Raw genomic sequence first — 17916 nt, forward strand, 5'->3', positions numbered from 1 at the left:
GGATTAATAAAAGAAAGTAGGCAAAACATATGGCATTAATTATTATTGTCGCGGTAGTAGTAATCATTGCGATTATTTGGATTAGCATTTACAATAGCTTGGTCAAATATCGCATGCAAACACAGGAATCATGGAGTCAAATTGACGTACAATTGAAACGTCGAAATGATTTGATTCCCAACCTTGTGAACACAGTTAAAGGTTATGCAGACTTTGAAAAGTCAACGCTGCAAGCCGTAACGGATGCACGAACAAATGTGAATAGTGCAAAAGGACCAGCTGAAACGATGGTCGCTTCTGATCAATTAACAGGTGCGTTAACACACCTATTTGCCGTTGCAGAAGCGTACCCAGATTTGAAAGCTAGTGCTAATTTTACAAAGTTACAAGAAGAATTAACAAACACAGAAAACAAGATTGCCTATTCACGTCAATTGTTTAACACGACAACAGCTGGATATAATACCAAACTACAATCGTTTCCTAGCAATATTATTGCTGGCGTGCATCATTTCACGCCAAGTGAATTTATTGCCGTACCAGAAGATGAAAAAGAAGTGCCAACGGTTAAATTTTAATGTTATTTGAACAAATACAATCAAATAAGCGTCGAACTATTGTGCTGTTGGTTGGCTTCCTTATTCTAGTAGGGATTGTTGGCGCTGCAGTGGGTTATTTGTTACTTGGCTCTTTGGAGTATGGGGTCGTTGGTGCTTTAATCATTGGTGTTGTTTATACTGTCATCATGATTAGTAATTCAACAAATGTTGTGATGGCAATGAATCACGGCAATGAAATTACACAAGCAGATCAAGCACCGGAATTATGGCATACAGTTGAAGATATGGCAATGGTTGCGCAAGTACCTATGCCACGCGTATTTGTGATTCAGGATGCAAGTCCTAATGCGTTTGCGACAGGAAACAGCCCCAAAAATGCAGCAGTTGCTGCCACGACTGGCTTGCTAGCAATGATGGATCGTCATGAACTAGAAGGTGTGATTGGTCATGAAATAAGTCATGTGCGAAACTATGATATTCGTATATCGACTATTGCATTAGCTTTAATGGCTGCTATCACGTTGTTAACAAATCTTGGTAGTAATTGGTGGTTTTTTGGTGGTAGTAACCGAAATCGTAATGATCGAGATAACAATGGTGGTGGTCTGCAAGTTATCTTGTTAATCTTTTCAATTTTAGTCATGGTACTTGCACCATTGCTTGCAGGCGTCATTCAAATGGCTATTTCGCGTAATCGTGAATATCTTGCAGATGCGGGTAGCGTTGAGCTAACACGGAACCCGCAAGAACTGATTTCTGCATTGCGTAAATTAGGGTCGGCAAAGCCAATGGCTAATGTTGATCCTTCATCAGCGGCACTCTATATTAGCAACCCTTTAAAAAAGAAAACGCACTTATTTGAAACACACCCACCGATCGAAGAGCGCATTGCGCGTTTAGAAAGAATGTAAGATCAAGCCAGATAATCAATATGTCTGGCTTTTTATGTGTGTCACTTAACTAGCTAGCTTGCATTTTAAAAATAGTAAATGATAATTTATGGTGTGCACTGGTCCCAATGTCAATCTGAATAATTAAGGGTTGATTTTTCTCATAAAAACCGTTAAAGTTATACCAACAACTAAATCATTTGTTTGCAGATATATCGCTGGAAAATGGCCAGCAGTTTCTACCACGTCCCAAAAGTCGTGACTATTCGCAAATGTTAGAAAATATCAAAGTGATATTATTCGTGCATTTGTGGATCTGTGTATCCCAGATGCTTTTTTTGTTCCAAAAAATTATATGACGGCGGATCTGTTGACAATGGTGTTAACAAAAAGGCTAACTAGACAACAAGTATCGAACAGTAAACCAATGTTCATACGTTTAAAAATGGAGGATCTCATGCAAAAATTTTTCCTAGATGACGAAAAACCTAAGTTTAGCTCGCGCAATAAATTTGCAAAAATGGGCTTAACATTTGACGATGTCAGGTTAGTACATGATCAAAATAATCATGTTGAAAATGACGAGCTGCACGTTGAAACAACACTCACACCAACGTTAAAGTTAAAGTTGCCGTTATTATCTGCTGCAATGGATACAGTAACAGAATCACGCTTCGCCATAGAATTGGCTAAGTTAGGTGGTTTGGGTGTCGTTCATAAAAATATGACAATTGCAGAGCAAGCAGATGAAATCAAAGCCGTTAAGACGGCAGCATGGGATACTGAGAAATATCTAAATGCTGCTGTGGATGAGCAAGGACGTTTGTTGGTCGCAGGCGCAGTTGGTGTGACTTCTGATACTGTTAAACGTGTGGCAGCTATGGTTGCCACAGGTGTTGATGCGATTGTTTTAGATTCCGCACATGGCCATTCTGAAGGTGTGTTACGTAAAGTTTCAGAAGTAAGAGAAGCATTTCCAGATCTAAATATAATTGCTGGCAATATTGCAACAACTGGTGGCGCTGCAGCGTTATATGATGCGGGTGCTGATGTCGTTAAAATAGGTATTGGGCCGGGATCAATTTGCACAACGCGTGTTGTTGCAGGTATTGGCGTACCGCAAATCTCAGCTGTTCGTGATGCAGCCAAAGAAGCAGCACAACGTGGGAAAACAATTATTGCTGATGGTGGTGCTAAGACACCAGAGGATATCGTTAAGGCGCTTGCTGCTGGTGGTAATGCAGTGATGTTAGGTTCGATGTTTTCTGGCACGGAAGAAACACCAGGCGTTATTTTTGAAGATCAAGGTAAAAAGTACAAGACATATCGTGGTATGGGATCAATCGCTGCAATGGAAGCAGGGTCTAAGGATCGTTACTTCCAAGGTGAGGTTAATGAGGCCAAGAAAATGGTACCAGAAGGTATTGAAGCACGGGTTGCATATAAAGGCGCTTTGTCTGATATTTTAGATACAATCATGACCAGTGTTCGCCGTGATATGATTGAAATAGGTGCCAAAACAATTACAGATCTTGTGTCAAAAGACTATATTGTCCGCGATATCAATGTGGTTGATTACGAAGCCAAGCTATCAAAAGACAAGCAACCAATTATCATACCAACCTTTTAATGTTAAAATAACGGAGAAAAAATATGTCTGAAAATAATGAAAATCATGGACTTGGTTATGATCAAGTATTGCTTGTACCAGGTGCTTCAAATGTTTTGCCACATACAGTATCCCTAGCAACAGCACTTGCCCAAAACTTTATTTTAAATATCCCTGTCATTGCTGAGGCACAAGGTGTGACAACGGATAAGCGCGTGGCAGCCACAGCATTGAATGGTGGTTTGGGCGTTATTGCAGAACAAGAAGATATAGCCGCACAAGTATTGGCTGTTAAAACTGCAAAAGCGGTGCCAGTGGACTTAGAAAAATATCCAAATGCCTTTTTGGATGCGTTTGGGAAAGTTCGCGTTGCTGCGGAGGTTTGGTTAATTACAGACGCGCAAGCACGCGTTGAAAAGCTTGTCTCAGCAGGCGCAGATGCCATATTCTTTTATTTACAAGATGACTTAAATGCAGAAACAAATGCTATTGTAAAAGCTGTTCGAAAAGCTTATCCAACAGTGTTTATCGCGGTTGGTGCTGTCGAAGACCAAGGTATTGCCGGTGCCTTATATCAAGATGGTGTTGATGCAGTTATTGCTGGCCGATCGGTTAATTCAGATTTACCTAATAATACATTTTATCCATTCTTAACGACCACTATGGCTATTGCTGAAGTAGCAGCTGATTTTGATAAGACTGTTATTTCATCTGGTGGGGTACACTATTCTGGTGATGTTGTAAAAGCCATTTCAGCAGGCGCGGATGCTGTCTTAGTGACAGATCTACTAAAAGGTGAAGTTTTAGAGGCAGACGGCACATTTGCAGGCGGTGATATGTCTATTGATGATGCTATTTTCCAAGCAGACGGTGGATTGAGAGCTGGTATGGGCTATACAGGGTCATCAACTGTACTAGACTTGAAATTAACAGCGCAGTTTGTTCAAATAACTGATAATGGGCTTCGTGAGTCACATCCACATGATGTTGAAATTACTAAAATTGCACCAAACTACGCAAAGTAAAAGCTATTTTGACAAAGATGAAATTTACTTTGAATTTGAAGGAGAGTAACACAATGGCTGAAGTAAATGCCGATAAAGTTCTGGTCTTGGACTACGGTAGTCAATATAACCAATTAATTACCCGCCGAATACGTGAAATGGGTGTTTTTTCAGAGCTGAAGTCACGCAATATGACAATAGCGGAAATTAAAGCGTATAATCCGAAAGCAATTATTCTTTCTGGTGGTCCAATGTCAGTATACGAAGCGAATGCTTTTAAAGTGGACAAAGCAATCTTCGATCTCGGGCTACCAATTCTTGGTGTATGCTACGGTATGCAATTAATGGCACAAACTTTAGGTGGCAAAGTAGAAGCAAATCCTGGCAATGGTGAGTTTGGACAAACAATTTTGCATCAAAAGCAACCAGACGGGCTGTTACTTGCAAATACACCTGCTTCGCAAACTGTTTTGATGAGCCACTCAGATAATGTCGTGAACTTACCGGATGGCTTTGTGGTGGCTGGTGGTTCTGATGCAACACCGATTGCTGCTATTGCTGATGATCAACGACGATTGTACGGTGTACAATTTCATGCTGAAACAACTCTTTCTGAACATGGGCAACAAATTTTACACAATTTCGTTTTTGATATTGCGCATGCTGAAGCCAATTGGGATATGAGTGGCTTTATAGATGAACAAATAGCGCATATTCGTGAAGTTGTTGGTGATAAAAAAGTTTTGTTAGGTCTTTCCGGCGGTGTTGATTCATCAGTTGTTGGTGTTTTATTGCATAAGGCTATAGGGAACCAATTAACATCTATTTTTGTTGATCATGGCTTGCTGCGTAAAAATGAAGCTGAACAAGTTATGGAAATGATGGGACAGCAATTTGGTTTGAACATTATCAAAGTAGATGCCCAAGAACGCTTTTTGTCAAAATTGGCAGGTATTACAGATCCTGAACAAAAGCGTAAAATCATTGGTAATGAATTTATTCAACTATTCAACGACGAATCAACAAAGTTAGATGGTATTGAGTTCTTAGCGCAAGGCACTCTGTATACTGATGTGATTGAGTCGGGAACAGATACTGCTCAAACAATTAAATCACATCATAATGTTGGTGGCTTACCAGAAGACTTACAATTTAAGTTAATCGAGCCACTTAATACGTTATTCAAAGATGAGGTGCGTGAACTTGGTGAAGCACTCGACATGCCTCACGAAATGGTTTGGCGACAACCGTTTCCAGGCCCTGGGTTAGGTATTCGTATATTGGGTGATATTACAGAAGATAAGCTCGAAATTGTACGAGATTCTGATTGGATTTTACGTGATGAAATTTCAAAAGCTGGTCTCGAAGCTGATGTTTGGCAGTATTTTACTGTTTTAACTGGTGTTCGGTCAGTGGGTGTCATGGGTGATTATCGTACCTATGATTATACAATTGCTATAAGAGCGATTACTTCAGTTGATGGTATGACGGCTGACTTTGCCCAGCTGCCATGGCCATTACTCCAGAAAATCTCAGCACGTATCGTTAATGAAGTTGGACATATTAACCGCGTGGTCTATGATATTACTGCTAAGCCACCAGCCACGGTTGAATGGGAATAAAAATTGAAATAATAGACAGATAGTGTTTTAGGCAATCTGTGATATGATTCTAGCAAAAAAGATTACGATAATGTGATATTATCGTAATCTTTTTTTTGTGATATAACTTAATAAGTTGGTATCATTTTAAAGCTATTGGTCACTCATTTTCTTCAAGTATTCTGTTAGCCCGTTCGATGGTGGCAATAAATTGCAAAACACTGTTCATCTGTTCACTCGTTAATCCGCCCATTTTAAACGGTAAATTATCCGATAAGCTGAGTAGGTAATCAGAAGAAGTATTTAAAATCTCACAAATTTTAACTAGTGTTTCAAGTGACGGATAGGATAGGCCTTGCTCATAGGCTGAAATAGTTCCTTTGCTTACCTCTAGACGTTTTGATAATTCTAATTGTGTCAGATTTTTAGATTTTCTTACTGCTTTGAGTTTTTCCCCGAAAAAGTCTGTCTGCATATTAAATTTACCTTTTCTATTAGAATATCAGAGTTATATATTAGTATTAGGTGTACAAAGTAAAGGTTAAATTGATACTTAATTTAAAATGTGGTATTATAATCTTGTTAGTGTTAGTGTTATGACACTGGTTGTTGACAGCAGTGCCGTAATGGCAAGTGTTAGTACAAACACAGCCTCTTCAAAGCAAAATACAGCTATAAAATTAAGTTGGCAAGCGAATTCAACAGATACAGTTAAGCAAAATATTGCTAGTCAAAAGAAATCGAATGATTTAGACAATTACGAAGTTCAATGGGGCGATACATTAGGTACTATTTCAGTAGCTACTGGTGTAAGTGTAAATGATTTGGCTTCGCGTTATGGTATTCCTGATGCCAACAGTATATTTGCAGGTGTTACCCTCGTGCACCAAAGAGATTTCAATAGTCACGTTGCTAGCATTACGGCTGTGACATCTATTAATCGCATTTCTGGCACAAATGCAACAATAGGCACACCAGATGTTAATGGAACAACTATTACACCAGATACACCAGCCGTTAGTGAATCAGGTGCTACACCAAATACACCAGATGTTAATGGAACAACTATTACACCAAATACACCAGTTATTAGTGGAACAAGTGCTACACCAGATACACCAGTTATTAGTGGAACAAGTGCTACATCAACTACATCAGCTGTTAGTGAATCAAGTGCTACACCAGCTGTTAGTGGAACAACCACTGCACCAAGTACACCAACTAAAAGTAGTTCATCACCAAAAAACAGTACTTCAACTAATAATAGTTCAAAGCCAACAACCAATAGTAGCTCAGATATCAATTATGCCACACCTGGCTCTGATAAAAACCCAATCGACCCTGATACTGGTACAGCTGCCCCCAATGGTGCATACTTTGATAATGATGGTTGGGGAAGATAAGAGAGATAGTAACTAAAATATAAACACATTTTATTGGCGTGAGCCAGAAAGAATAGCTACTTAACATGGTGGCATTTTTTTGATTGAATAATATTGACGGAAGAGAGAAAAAATTTATGGTATCAGAAAATATGCCAGGAAAATGGCATTTGGCGGTTTGTTATTGCTAATTGCATCTTTTATGTTTAGAAAAAAAGGTGGTCTCAGTCAAAAACTGACTGTTGAATTAAACGCAGCTCATAATGATTTGATGTTAACTTGGTATGAACATACGGATATGTTTATTCAACCACTAGCAAAAAAATTGATGGTGGACCCGTGGAAAAGCTATAGAATTGGCAGAAGATGTTTGATTTATGGCAACCAAGGATGTGTTTATTTTGATGTGGATAAAGAATTGTTAGTTGCTTATCATAAAGAGAATATCAAAGAAGTCAGTAGAGAACGGGTACATACTGGTGCACAGACGAGTAGCACATCCAACTCAGTAGGTCTTGCAACTGCTGTAGGAAAATCGGGCCTATCCGTTGGTGGTGCTCAGACTGATACACAAGCAAATACCACTGATTATTATGAATGGCATTTCGATATCTTAACTGATTTTATTTCTTATCCAAAAATCTCTTTGATATTGTCAGATTCTAAAAGTGTTGAAGATTTTATTGGACAAGCCTACGCTATTTTGAAACCTTAACATTGCTAGGTTAAACAAGTTAATACTTTAATATGATTATAATGAAATGGAATAAAATAATGGATACTTTAAAAATAAAAAACGCCAGTGGTAAAATTAATAAAAATATGATAATTGGTGGCAGCGCGGTGTTGATCGTGATTGTTGGCCTTTGCATATTTTTTTCTCTTCCGAAGCATTTGACGGGCGAATATTCACATACAACAAACTTGATATTGGTGTCATCAACGGATACTTTAAAGTTTGATGGGGATAAGGTGATTGAATATTCTGACGGAGAAAAAACACATTCTGGCACATATACAATTTCTGGTAATGAATTAAAAATGACGATTGATAGCTACAATATGACAGCTAAATTATCAGATGATAAACAGTCTTTTGTTGTTGAGTCAGCAGATGGATTAGCAGGTCTGACAGAGGGATTTAAATACACTAAAAGCGATAAAAAATAATGCGCAAGCAGAACCTAAGTAAACTAATTGGACAGTTTGTTATATTGTTATTAATGAAGAAGATGGTAAAATAAAATTTACCATCTTTTGTTTTATGGTAAAATAGAAAGTATATAGTTTAAAAATAAGGATCAGGATGTTAATGGCAATCAATTATCCTATTGGAACACATCATACAGCGGACGTTAAAAATACAATACGTACTGGCAAAACAACGAAAAAAGCATTACTGTTTGGTAAGCGTGGCATGGGGCTAGAAGAGGAAATCAATCTAGCAAATGACTATTACTTGGCTAATCACTTAGCGGTTATTCACAAAAAACCAACGCCAATAACTATTGTGAAAGTTGATTATCCAGCGCGATCGGCAGCAAAAGTCACGGAAGCCTACTTTAAACAGGCGTCTACCACAGACTATAACGGTGTTTACCAAGGGCATTACATTGATTTTGATGCAAAAGAAACCAAGAATAAAACATCTTTTCCATTGAAAAATTTTCATGAACACCAAATCGTTCATTTAGCCAGTATCTTGGCACAAAATGGCATCGGTTTTGTGATTATTAAATTTACAACTTTAAATGAAACGTATATGTATCCAGCCCAGCATTTGATTGCACAGTGGCAAAAATTAAAGGGCAAACAATCAATTTCTTATCAAGAAATTGTGCGTGACAGTTATGTTGTGCCGAACAGCTTAAATCCAAGTTTGGATTATTTAAAAGCAGTTGATCGATACTTTGAACATTTAAACTGACAATTAGGAGTACTCCAGCAATTATGGCAAATGAGAATCAATGGTCACGTGTTAATCGTAACCAAACTATGTATGACAATCATCCAGCAACTGAACCCCCACGAACACCGCATCCAGGAAATTCTGGTGGACCTAAAAAGCCTCGAAAACCAAAAAAGAAGCGACGATGGTTTCTGATCATATTTTTATGGCTACTTGTGTTAGGCGTGATAGGTGCTTTGGCTGGAACTGCGGTGTTTGTGACGTACGCTAACGATGCACCGAATATTACAGAATCTAATTTAGCCTCTGAACCGTCAAGTGCTATTTATGATTCACAAGGTCAATCAATTTGGAAATTATCTACAGTTGAACGTGATTATGCAAACGCTAACGAAATCCCAAAATCACTAAAACAGGCAGTTGTTTCAACTGAAGACCGTCGTTTTTATAAACATAATGGTGTTGATCCAATACGTATCGCTGGTGCAGCCTTAGCCAATGTCCGTGGGTCATCTTTAGGTATGCAGGGTGGATCTACATTAACACAACAGTTAGTTAAGCTATCGGTCTTTAGTACATCAACTGCTGACCAGACAATTAAACGTAAAGCGCAAGAAGCTTGGTTAGCAATGCGCGTGGAGAAAAACTTTTCAAAAGACGAAATATTAACTTTTTATATGAATAAAGTTTATATGGGACATGGCGTTTCTGGTATGAAAACTGCGTCCGAATATTTTTATGGGAAACCTTTAACTGAACTATCTTTGGATCAAATTGCATTATTGGCTGGTATGCCGCAGTCACCAACTAATTATGATCCTTATTTGAAAGATAACTCAAGAGCAAAAGAGCGACGTGATACTGTTTTGAATGCAATGGTTAAATACGGTGCTGTGACTCAAAAACAAGCCAATGAGGCGATTAACAAGCCAGTATCTGATGGGCTGCAGGATCTAACATCTAAGGCAGAATTAGCAAATAATAATCGTAAAGTAGCCGATGCTTATGTTCAGTCAACATTAAAGGAAGCAGAAGCACTAGGTTATGATACAAATAAAGCTGGCTTGAAAATCTATACAAACATGGATTCAAAGTTACAACAAACGATGTATGACAATGCTAACGGTAATACAGTTGCATTTCCTTCAGAAGATGCTCAAATTGGTGCAACAATGACCGATCCTGATACAGGACGTGTTGTGGCTCAAGTAGGTGGGCGTAATATGCCAATTTTGCAAGGTACTAATCATGCAACGCTAACAGGTAGATCCGGTGGCTCATCTGTTAAACCACTTTTGGATTACGGTCCAGCGATTGAATATCTAAATTGGCCAACTAATCGAACCGTTGAAGACAAGCAATATAAGTATCCTGGTACTAATACAACGGTTTACAACTGGGATCGAAAAGATATGGGTAATATTACAATGAGAAGTGCTTTAACGCAATCTCGTAATATTCCGGCCGCGCGAACTTTGGAAGAAGTTGGCGGTGAAAATGCAGAAAAGTTTGTAAATGGTTTGGGTGTACCAACAAAAAACACACCGGGCGGTTCTTCAGCTATTGGTATTGATGTGTCTACTGAAGAAGAAGCAGGGGCCTTTGGTGCTATCGCGAACGGAGGTACTTACTATAAACCAACTTATATTAGTAAAGTTGTAACTGCAGATGGTACAACACATAATTATAATGTGACTGGAAAACGTGCGATGAAGACAAGCACAGCATTCATGCTAACTGATATGATGAAAGGTGTTATCAAACCAAATGCGACAGCAGCTGACGCGGCTATTCCTGGTTTGCATCAGGCAGGTAAGTCTGGGTTAGTGGGCTATGGAGATGAAGAAAATATGCCAAACCAAGCGATTAAAGATGCGTGGTTTACAGGGTATACAAAATCCTACGCATTATCAGTTTGGACCGGATATGACTGGCCCAACAAAGATTACATCCCTTGGAATTATCAAGATTTGCCAGCACAATTTTATCAAAGAGTGATGTCATATGCTATGCAAAATAAGCCAAATACTGATTGGACAGCACCTGATACGGTAACCCCACGTGTTAAGGGGAATATTGTTGAATATGAGGTTAAAGGTGAAAAATGGAGTAATGGCGGGTTACCAGCAGTGAATTCATTGCCGCAATCTGGAGAAACGCCTGCAGAAGCGGGCATTTCAGGTTCTGCTGCAGTTGGCGCAACAACTGGTAATAACTAAGTTTATAAAAGCCTTGCGTAAGCAAGGCTTTTATTGTAAAGGTGAAGATATGCTAAGACTCTGGGTGACAGGTTATCGCAATTACGAGATGGGCACATATGGTGATAAAGATCCAAAGATTATTGTGATTAAATACGCGTTAAAGCGGGTGTTAAAAGAACAAATAGCGGATGGTCTCGAGTGGGTAATTACTGGTGGACAATTGGGCATTGAACAATGGACGGTTGAGGTTGTAACCGAATTAAAAGCGGAATTTCCAAGTTTGAAAGTAGCCATCATGCTACCTTTTCAGTCATTTGGTAGTCAGTGGCAGGCCAACAGTCAAGCTAAGCTACAAGGACTCTTGGCTAAAAGTGATTTTGCAGAAAGTATCTCAAATGCACCTTATCAGGGGCCACAGCAATTACAGAATTATCAAAAATTTATGTTAGAGCATACTGATGGTGCCTTGCTGGTCTATGATACAGAATTTGAGGGAAAAACATTGTATGATTATCGAGTGATTCAGAAACAACAAGCAATTACGCCTTATCCTTTGACACTAATTGATATGGATCGTTTACAAGAGTATGCTACTGAGTATGCGGAGATACAGGCTGAAAAACATAATTTTTATGAATAAAGCGTAATGGTCTTGTATTTGTATAGAATTATTGGTAATATAGGATAAGTAAAAAAATAAATGAGGTGTGAACTTGTGGAACAAGTAAAATACACGCAAAAAGATATTTTAGAACGCGTTTTTAAACAGAAGCGAATGGGTGTTGGTTATGATCCAGCTGATGTTGATAGTTTTTTGGATGATATTATCAAAGACTATGGCGCTTATGCTGGGCGTGTTGATCAATTGCAAAATGAAGTGGCGCGCTTACAAGGTGCCTTGAAGTCATCACAAGAGCAGCTAGTTGCGCTACAGAAGCAACCACAACCAATAGCTGTAACAGCTGAGCCAATCGTTGACGTACCTGAGGAACCGGTCGTGGTGGAAACACCAAAGCCTGTGCAAGCAGTTACTAATTTAGATTTAATCAAACGTGTAGCTAACTTGGAACGTGCCGTATTCGGGCACGATGCTTCAAATAATGCATAAGTAACACAAAAAGTTCTAATATAATTTATTTTGTAAGTATCGGGTAATTGCGCGTCATATTTCTGACGTGAGGAAGGTCCATGCTCGCACAACCTGTGATGGTTGTAGTGTTTGTGCTGGGATAAAGAATAAACCCAGGGGCAGAGATGTCACGGCAGTCGAACAGGCTAAGGCTATATGCTATGTCTCAATAGGCTCGAAGGTGCCATAGAAACGTATGCGCTAGTGAAAGCTAGTGTTTGAGACGAGGTAAACCCCACAAGCGGGCAACCCAAACTTTTGGTAGGGGCGGCTAATCTAGCGAATTGAAGCGATGGTTGGTATAGTTTGATAAAACAAACTTAGATAGATGATTACCGAAGGTAATATGTACCTGCATATTACTGGAACAAAACATGGCCTACAGATACTTACAACAGGTGACGCCACATTGTGGCGTTTTTTTATGGCGATTTATACATTTATAGGTGATATATACAGCAAAATAGGGTATATTATCGTGTTATTGTTGCATAAAAATTCATATTAAGTTATGATTAATTACGTGATTTAGGATAGAGGAGAATAACCAATATGAAACATAAAATGATGAAAAATATTACTGTATTAGTTATGAGCATCATGCTACTTGTACCCATGCTATTATCAGCCGTGCCACAAGTGAGGGCGGCGGAGACAGACCCAGCTTATACTAAAATTAAGCAGCGTGGTGTACTGGTGGTTGGCTTATCAGCTGATTATGCCCCCTTTGAATTTCATGCGACTGTTAATGGTCGTGACCAAATTGTTGGTTTTGAAGTATCAATGGCTAAAGAAATCGCCAAGGATTTGGGTGTTAAATTACAAATCAAGGAAATGGGATTCGATGGTCTTGTTGGTGCGGTGCAAACTGGCAAAATAGATGTGATTATTTCAGGTATCAATGCAACACCTGAACGTGAAAAAGTGGTTGATTTCTCAAAATCTTATCTATCACCCAAGCAGACTGTTTTAATTTTAAAGAAGAATGCAACATCATTTACAACAGATGTTAAGTCATTTTCCAATAAAAAAGTTGGAGCACAACGTCAAACAACACAAGAAACATTTGTGCAAAATAGTATGCCAGACTCGAAGCTTGTCAGTTTGCAAAAGGTACCAGACCTTGTATCGCAATTGTCAGCCGGAAAAATTTCTGGCGTTGTGTTAAATGATCCAATTTCTAAAGCCTATGCACAGCAAAATAAAGCACTGCAGGTTATTTATCCTAAACCAAATGAGGGTGAAGGTGCTGTATCTGTTGCGATGCCTAAAAATTCACCTGTACTAAAGTCAAAAATTAATCAGTCTATTGATGATATCGTATCATCTGGTAAACTAAAAGCTTATCAAAAAGAAGCAAATACATTGATGTTTGCAAAACAATCATTTTGGTCAAAGTACGGTAATCTGTTTATCAAAGGGACATTAATTACATTGGCATTGGCTGCAATTGCAGTTGTTGTTGGTGTCGTTCTGGGTACATTGTTAGCCTTATTCAAACTATCTCCGAACTTTATACTTAAAGCAATTGGTAATATATACGTCGAATATATTCGTGGCACACCGCTCTTGGTGCAAGCATTTATGGTATTTTTTGGCACTCAAGTTATTGGTTTGAACTTATCAGCGTTTGCTGCTGGTGCTTTGGCTATGGGATTGAACTCTGCTGCCTATGTCGCTGAAATTATTCGTTCAGGGATCAACTCAGTGAATTATGGTCAAACAGAAGCAGCGCGATCACTTGGATTGTCTAAAGGAAAAGCCATGCGGTATATTATTTTACCTCAGGCAGTTAAGAACATTTTGCCAGCATTAGGTAATGAGTTCGTGACGATTATTAAAGAAGGATCAGTGGTTTCAGTTATTGGTGTTGGCGAGTTGATGTTCCAAACTGGTGTTGTTCAAGGTGCTAGTTTCAAGCCGTTCTTCCCATTGCTAATTACATCATTTATCTATTTTGTTCTGACGTTTGGTATCAGTCGCGCGTTAGGCTATGCAGAAAAACGTATGGCGCGAACAAGTCGCTAAAAAACAATATTTAAAAAGTTATCTTAAATAATATAGTAAACCTCTAAATTGGTGAAATCCAATTTAGAGGTTTTTTTGAAAAAAACGAATATTAAGTTTTTACTGAAATGAAACCGCTTTAAAACCAAACGTTCGGAACTTAATTGAAAATCAGTTTAAACGTTCGTTATTTACGAACGTTTATTTAATTTGTGTGAATATTCTTATTTAAAAACGAAGTATTTGATTAATAAATCTGTTAAATTTAAATTGTAAACGAACGAATTATAAATGTTACTTTATTTTTATGATAGAAAACGAACTATGGAGGAGATTATGTCGCAAGTTTCTGTTGTCATGGGATCAACAAGTGATTGGGAAACCATGAAAAAAACGACTGTGCTATTAGATGAATTGGGAATAACATATGAAAAGCATATTATCTCAGCTCACAGAATGCCTGAGCAGTTACAAAGTTTTGGACAATCAGCTGCTAAAAATGCGTTACAAGTTATTATTGCTGGTGCTGGCGGTGCTGCACATTTACCAGGTATGGTTGCCGCAAATACAACCATACCGGTGATTGGTGTGCCAATGCAATCACACGCCTTAAATGGTTTAGATTCACTACTGTCCATCGTTCAAATGCCAGCAGGTATTCCTGTGGCAACTGTTGCAATAGGAGACGCAGGTGCAAAAAATGCTGCTATTTTAGCTGCTCAAATTATCGCGCTACATGATCAAAAAGTTTTGGATAACCTGATTGCATTTCGTAAACAACAAACACAAAGATCAATTGATAGTGAGGCTGACTTATTATGACAAAGAGTGTATTACCGCCCGCAACGATTGGTATTATCGGTGGTGGACAGTTGGGCCAAATGATGGCACTTTCTGCCAAGTCAATGGGTTATAAAGTTGGCATCTTAGATCCTACTACGGATTCACCGGCCGGGCAGGTATCTGATTTTCAAATTGTAGCGGAATATGATGATCAAGCGGCGTTAAAGGTATTGTCTTCGCGCAGTGATATGTTAACGTATGAGTTTGAAAATGTTGATTCGACTGCATTGTCACAACAAACAACATATGTGCCACAAGGGACGAAACTACTTGAAATTACAAGCAACCGTTTAACAGAAAAAGCATTTATCCGTGATGTTGCTAAAGTGCCAGTAACACAATTTATGGCTATTGCATCGTTAGATGATTTTAAATTAGCTATTCAGCGATTGACCTTGCCAGCAATATTAAAAACAGTGCGTGGTGGATATGATGGTCATGGACAGTGGTCAGTGGCTAATGAATCCGATATTGCGCAATTGATCGCTGATTTTCCCAATGTGCCTTTGATTTTGGAACAACGTGTGGCATTTAAAAAAGAATTGAGTATTATGGTGACACGTGATACTCAAAATCATGTGTCGTTATGGCCAATTGCTGAAAATGTACATGTCAATCATATTTTAAAAACAAGCCTTGCGCCAGCAAAAATAAGTGAGGTTGAGACCAAAAAAATTCGGCATATTGCAACACGCATTGCAGACAGTTTGAACTTACGAGGTGTTCTAGGCATTGAATTATTTGTTAGTGATGATCATATATGGGTTAACGAATTAGCCCCACGGCCACATAATTCTGGACATTATACGATCGAAGGCACTAATATATCGCAATTTGAAGGTCATATCCGCAGTATTATGGGGCTACCATTACCAGAAATTGTATCTGAAAAACCGGCATTAATGTTAAATCTATTGGGTAATGAACTTCAACAAGCCCGAGAAGATCTCGTAAACCACCCTGAATGGCATTTCCATGACTATGGAAAGTCAGTAATGAAACATAACCGGAAAATGGGGCATATTACCGTTCTTGGTGAAGAGAATATTACAAAATTATATGAATGGAGCCAAACACATGGGCAGCGTGATGTATCAAAACCAGAACGTTAAACAAGAAAATTTAAAGTACACCGGAAAAGCAAAAACAGTTTACACAACAAATGTACCTGATATATTGTGGGTGCATTATTTAGACCAAGCTACAGCGTTAAATGGTAAAGTCAAAGAAACGATCACTGGGAAAGGGGCCTTAAATAGCGAAATTAGTCATTTATTATTTAATTATCTAACAAGACAAGGCATTAAAAACCATTATCTCAAAAAAATCTCAACGACTGATGAACTTGTGACCGCTTTAGATATTATACCAATAGAGGTAGTTACTAGAAATTATGCTTCGGGGCACTTTGTGAGTAGGTACGCGGTGACACCAATGACAAAATTAGTGCCAGTTGTGCAGGAGTTTTATTTTAAGTCTGATGATTTAGATGATCCATTTATAAATGATTCGCAAATCTTGGCTTTAAATCTTGCAACCAGTGAAGAATTAGCACAATTACGTCAGGTTTCACAGGACGTGAACCAAGTATTACGCACCTTATTTGAACAAATAGGAATTAGCTTAGTTGATTTTAAGCTGGAATTTGGTAGAACGGCAGCAGGTGACCTGTGTCTGGCTGATGAGCTGTCACCAGATAATATGCGATTGATTGACATACTATCTGGCAAATCATTAGACAAAGATATTTTTCGACAACACAGTGGTGATGTCACAGTAGGTTATCGTGATGTACTTAATCGGTTGCAACAAGTTATCTAAGGAGAAAACGCATGTATCTAGCAAAAATTTATGTTACGTATAAACCATCAATTTTAGATCCACAAGGCGAAGTCATTAAATCTGCGCTTAAGCGAATGGATTACATAGGTGTGGAACAGGTGTCGCAAGGTAAGTATTTTGAAGTGAAATTAACTGCCAAAAGCATTGATGCAGCTACTGCCGAGGTGGAGAGCTTTACAGATGCGTTGCTGATTAATCAAAATACTGAGACCTACCATTTCGATTTGAGTTTGGTAGCAGATGAGGTGAATGCATGAAGGCGGCGGTGATTAGTTTTCCCGGTTCTAATTGCGATTTTGATATGCTATATGCCTTGCAGGATTTTGGTGTTGATGCGCAAATTGTTTCAGCTAAACAAACCGCGTTAACGGATTTTGATGCTATTTTTTTGCCTGGTGGCTTTTCATATGGTGATTATCTGAGAACGGGTGCAATTGCGCGATTTTCGCCCATTATGAGTGCCGTCACACAAGCCGCTAATGCTGGTAAATTAATTGTTGGTATTTGTAATGGTTTCCAAATTTTGACGGAAGCAGGACTGCTACCAGGGCAACTTCTCGTGAATGCAACGCCAGGTTTCATTTGTGACGAAGTTGCTTTAAGCATTGCTAATCATGAAACAGCTTATACAAATGCGTATGAGATGTCTGAATCAATTGTTGTGCCAATTGCTCATGGTGAAGGAAATTATTTTGCGGATGATGATACTTTGGCAAGGTTAGAAGCGAATAATCAAATTGTTTTTCGATATGTGAATAATCCAAATGGTTCGGTGCATGATATTGCAGGTATCATGAATGAACGTGGCAATATATTTGGCATGATGCCACATCCAGAGCGTGCCATTGACGAAGTAACAGGTAATATTGACGGTCAAAACTTCTTTAAAAGTATACTATCTAGCATTTTAACAAACGTATAATTAATTGGTTGGTAGAA

At 38.5% G+C, this 17916-nt stretch carries 19 protein-coding genes, 1 other RNA gene and 1 riboswitch; of the genes, 19 read left to right on the forward strand and 1 reads right to left on the reverse strand.

What is annotated here, in order from left to right:
* Positions 1-29 precede the first annotated feature (29 nt).
* The 5 genes from JOD28_RS00940 (at position 30) to guaA (ending at position 5685) form a co-directional block, all read left to right on the forward strand.
* Complete coding sequence (locus tag JOD28_RS00940) at positions 30-578, forward strand: LemA family protein (protein ID WP_204769047.1); 549 nt, start codon at positions 30-32, stop codon at positions 576-578.
* Entirely contained in the window at positions 578-1471 is an 894-nt protein-coding gene (gene htpX, locus JOD28_RS00945) for a zinc metalloprotease HtpX (RefSeq protein WP_204769048.1), read from the forward strand. Before JOD28_RS00940 ends, htpX begins: the two co-directional genes overlap by 1 nt.
* Positions 1472-1638: 167 nt before the next feature.
* A riboswitch (purine riboswitch) is annotated at positions 1639-1735 on the forward strand.
* Positions 1736-1907: 172 nt separating this feature from the next.
* On the forward strand, positions 1908-3080 hold the full coding sequence (gene guaB, locus JOD28_RS00950) for an IMP dehydrogenase (protein WP_204769049.1): 1173 nt from the start codon (positions 1908-1910) through the stop codon (positions 3078-3080).
* 23 nt (positions 3081-3103) lie between these two features.
* Positions 3104-4084: an IMP dehydrogenase gene (locus tag JOD28_RS00955; RefSeq protein WP_204769050.1), complete on the forward strand. Its 981-nt coding sequence runs from the start codon at positions 3104-3106 to the stop codon at positions 4082-4084.
* Between the two features lie 53 nt (positions 4085-4137).
* Positions 4138-5685, forward strand: a complete 1548-nt coding sequence (gene guaA / locus JOD28_RS00960; RefSeq protein ID WP_204769051.1) for a glutamine-hydrolyzing GMP synthase — start codon at positions 4138-4140, stop codon at positions 5683-5685.
* 139 nt (positions 5686-5824) lie between these two features.
* Here the strand turns inward: guaA and JOD28_RS00965 are convergent, their stop codons facing one another.
* Positions 5825-6139: a helix-turn-helix domain-containing protein gene (locus tag JOD28_RS00965; protein WP_204769052.1), complete on the reverse strand. Its 315-nt coding sequence runs from the start codon at positions 6137-6139 to the stop codon at positions 5825-5827.
* A gap of 88 nt (positions 6140-6227) precedes the next feature.
* Here JOD28_RS00965 and JOD28_RS00970 point away from each other — a divergent pair, with 88 nt between their 5' ends.
* The 14 genes from JOD28_RS00970 to purQ all read left to right on the forward strand — a co-directional run bounded on the left by JOD28_RS00970 (position 6228) and on the right by purQ (position 17899).
* A complete protein-coding gene (locus JOD28_RS00970; protein WP_204769053.1) occupies positions 6228-7067 on the forward strand; it encodes a LysM peptidoglycan-binding domain-containing protein in 840 nt (279 codons plus the stop codon).
* A gap of 142 nt (positions 7068-7209) precedes the next feature.
* The gene (locus JOD28_RS00975) at positions 7210-7761 is read left to right on the forward strand and encodes a hypothetical protein (RefSeq protein ID WP_239531012.1); all 552 of its coding nucleotides are present in this window, start codon (positions 7210-7212) and stop codon (positions 7759-7761) included.
* A 59-nt stretch (positions 7762-7820) separates the two neighbouring features.
* The gene (locus tag JOD28_RS00980; RefSeq protein WP_204769054.1) at positions 7821-8216 is read left to right on the forward strand and encodes a hypothetical protein; all 396 of its coding nucleotides are present in this window, start codon (positions 7821-7823) and stop codon (positions 8214-8216) included.
* Positions 8217-8358: 142 nt separating this feature from the next.
* The gene (recU, locus tag JOD28_RS00985; protein WP_204769055.1) at positions 8359-8973 is read left to right on the forward strand and encodes a Holliday junction resolvase RecU; all 615 of its coding nucleotides are present in this window, start codon (positions 8359-8361) and stop codon (positions 8971-8973) included.
* A gap of 23 nt (positions 8974-8996) precedes the next feature.
* Positions 8997-11174 carry a transglycosylase domain-containing protein gene (locus tag JOD28_RS00990; protein ID WP_204769056.1) on the forward strand — a complete coding sequence of 726 codons (2178 nt, stop codon included), beginning with the start codon at positions 8997-8999 and terminating at the stop codon, positions 11172-11174.
* A 49-nt stretch (positions 11175-11223) separates the two neighbouring features.
* Positions 11224-11796: an SLOG family protein gene (locus tag JOD28_RS00995; RefSeq protein WP_204769057.1), complete on the forward strand. Its 573-nt coding sequence runs from the start codon at positions 11224-11226 to the stop codon at positions 11794-11796.
* Positions 11797-11871: 75 nt separating this feature from the next.
* A complete protein-coding gene (gene gpsB / locus JOD28_RS01000; protein ID WP_204769058.1) occupies positions 11872-12264 on the forward strand; it encodes a cell division regulator GpsB in 393 nt (130 codons plus the stop codon).
* Positions 12265-12299: 35 nt separating this feature from the next.
* An RNA gene (gene rnpB, locus JOD28_RS01005) (RNase P RNA component class B) lies at positions 12300-12672 on the forward strand.
* A 165-nt stretch (positions 12673-12837) separates the two neighbouring features.
* Entirely contained in the window at positions 12838-14313 is a 1476-nt protein-coding gene (locus JOD28_RS01010) for an ABC transporter substrate-binding protein/permease (protein ID WP_204769059.1), read from the forward strand.
* A gap of 315 nt (positions 14314-14628) precedes the next feature.
* Positions 14629-15114, forward strand: a complete 486-nt coding sequence (gene purE, locus JOD28_RS01015; protein WP_204769060.1) for a 5-(carboxyamino)imidazole ribonucleotide mutase — start codon at positions 14629-14631, stop codon at positions 15112-15114.
* Complete coding sequence (gene purK, locus JOD28_RS01020; protein ID WP_204769061.1) at positions 15111-16247, forward strand: 5-(carboxyamino)imidazole ribonucleotide synthase; 1137 nt, start codon at positions 15111-15113, stop codon at positions 16245-16247. The genes purE and purK overlap by 4 nt, the downstream gene beginning before the upstream one ends.
* Entirely contained in the window at positions 16213-16956 is a 744-nt protein-coding gene (locus JOD28_RS01025) for a phosphoribosylaminoimidazolesuccinocarboxamide synthase (protein ID WP_204769062.1), read from the forward strand. The genes purK and JOD28_RS01025 overlap by 35 nt, the downstream gene beginning before the upstream one ends.
* A gap of 11 nt (positions 16957-16967) precedes the next feature.
* Positions 16968-17234 (forward strand): phosphoribosylformylglycinamidine synthase subunit PurS, encoded by a 267-nt coding sequence (purS, locus tag JOD28_RS01030; protein ID WP_204769063.1) that lies wholly within the window; start codon positions 16968-16970, stop codon positions 17232-17234.
* A complete protein-coding gene (gene purQ, locus JOD28_RS01035; RefSeq protein ID WP_204769064.1) occupies positions 17231-17899 on the forward strand; it encodes a phosphoribosylformylglycinamidine synthase subunit PurQ in 669 nt (222 codons plus the stop codon). Before purS ends, purQ begins: the two co-directional genes overlap by 4 nt.
* Positions 17900-17916 lie beyond the last annotated feature (17 nt).

The sequence above is a fragment of the Leuconostoc rapi genome (assembly GCF_016908715.1).
In the GTDB taxonomy this organism is placed as follows: Bacteria; Bacillota; Bacilli; order Lactobacillales; family Lactobacillaceae; genus Leuconostoc; species Leuconostoc rapi.

Coding starts and splice junctions, on each gene's coding strand:
- JOD28_RS00940 (WP_204769047.1), top strand. CDS start 30: ATGGCATTAATTATTATTGTCGCGGTAGTAGTAATCATTGCGATTATT.
- htpX (WP_204769048.1), top strand. CDS start 578: ATGTTATTTGAACAAATACAATCAAATAAGCGTCGAACTATTGTGCTG.
- guaB (WP_204769049.1), top strand. CDS start 1,908: ATGCAAAAATTTTTCCTAGATGACGAAAAACCTAAGTTTAGCTCGCGC.
- JOD28_RS00955 (WP_204769050.1), top strand. CDS start 3,104: ATGTCTGAAAATAATGAAAATCATGGACTTGGTTATGATCAAGTATTG.
- guaA (WP_204769051.1), top strand. CDS start 4,138: ATGGCTGAAGTAAATGCCGATAAAGTTCTGGTCTTGGACTACGGTAGT.
- JOD28_RS00965 (WP_204769052.1), bottom strand. CDS start 6,139: ATGCAGACAGACTTTTTCGGGGAAAAACTCAAAGCAGTAAGAAAATCT.
- JOD28_RS00970 (WP_204769053.1), top strand. CDS start 6,228: ATGTGGTATTATAATCTTGTTAGTGTTAGTGTTATGACACTGGTTGTT.
- JOD28_RS00975 (WP_239531012.1), top strand. CDS start 7,210: ATGGCATTTGGCGGTTTGTTATTGCTAATTGCATCTTTTATGTTTAGA.
- JOD28_RS00980 (WP_204769054.1), top strand. CDS start 7,821: ATGGATACTTTAAAAATAAAAAACGCCAGTGGTAAAATTAATAAAAAT.
- recU (WP_204769055.1), top strand. CDS start 8,359: ATGGCAATCAATTATCCTATTGGAACACATCATACAGCGGACGTTAAA.
- JOD28_RS00990 (WP_204769056.1), top strand. CDS start 8,997: ATGGCAAATGAGAATCAATGGTCACGTGTTAATCGTAACCAAACTATG.
- JOD28_RS00995 (WP_204769057.1), top strand. CDS start 11,224: ATGCTAAGACTCTGGGTGACAGGTTATCGCAATTACGAGATGGGCACA.
- JOD28_RS01010 (WP_204769059.1), top strand. CDS start 12,838: ATGAAACATAAAATGATGAAAAATATTACTGTATTAGTTATGAGCATC.
- purE (WP_204769060.1), top strand. CDS start 14,629: ATGTCGCAAGTTTCTGTTGTCATGGGATCAACAAGTGATTGGGAAACC.
- purK (WP_204769061.1), top strand. CDS start 15,111: ATGACAAAGAGTGTATTACCGCCCGCAACGATTGGTATTATCGGTGGT.
- JOD28_RS01025 (WP_204769062.1), top strand. CDS start 16,213: ATGGGCAGCGTGATGTATCAAAACCAGAACGTTAAACAAGAAAATTTA.
- purS (WP_204769063.1), top strand. CDS start 16,968: ATGTATCTAGCAAAAATTTATGTTACGTATAAACCATCAATTTTAGAT.
- purQ (WP_204769064.1), top strand. CDS start 17,231: ATGAAGGCGGCGGTGATTAGTTTTCCCGGTTCTAATTGCGATTTTGAT.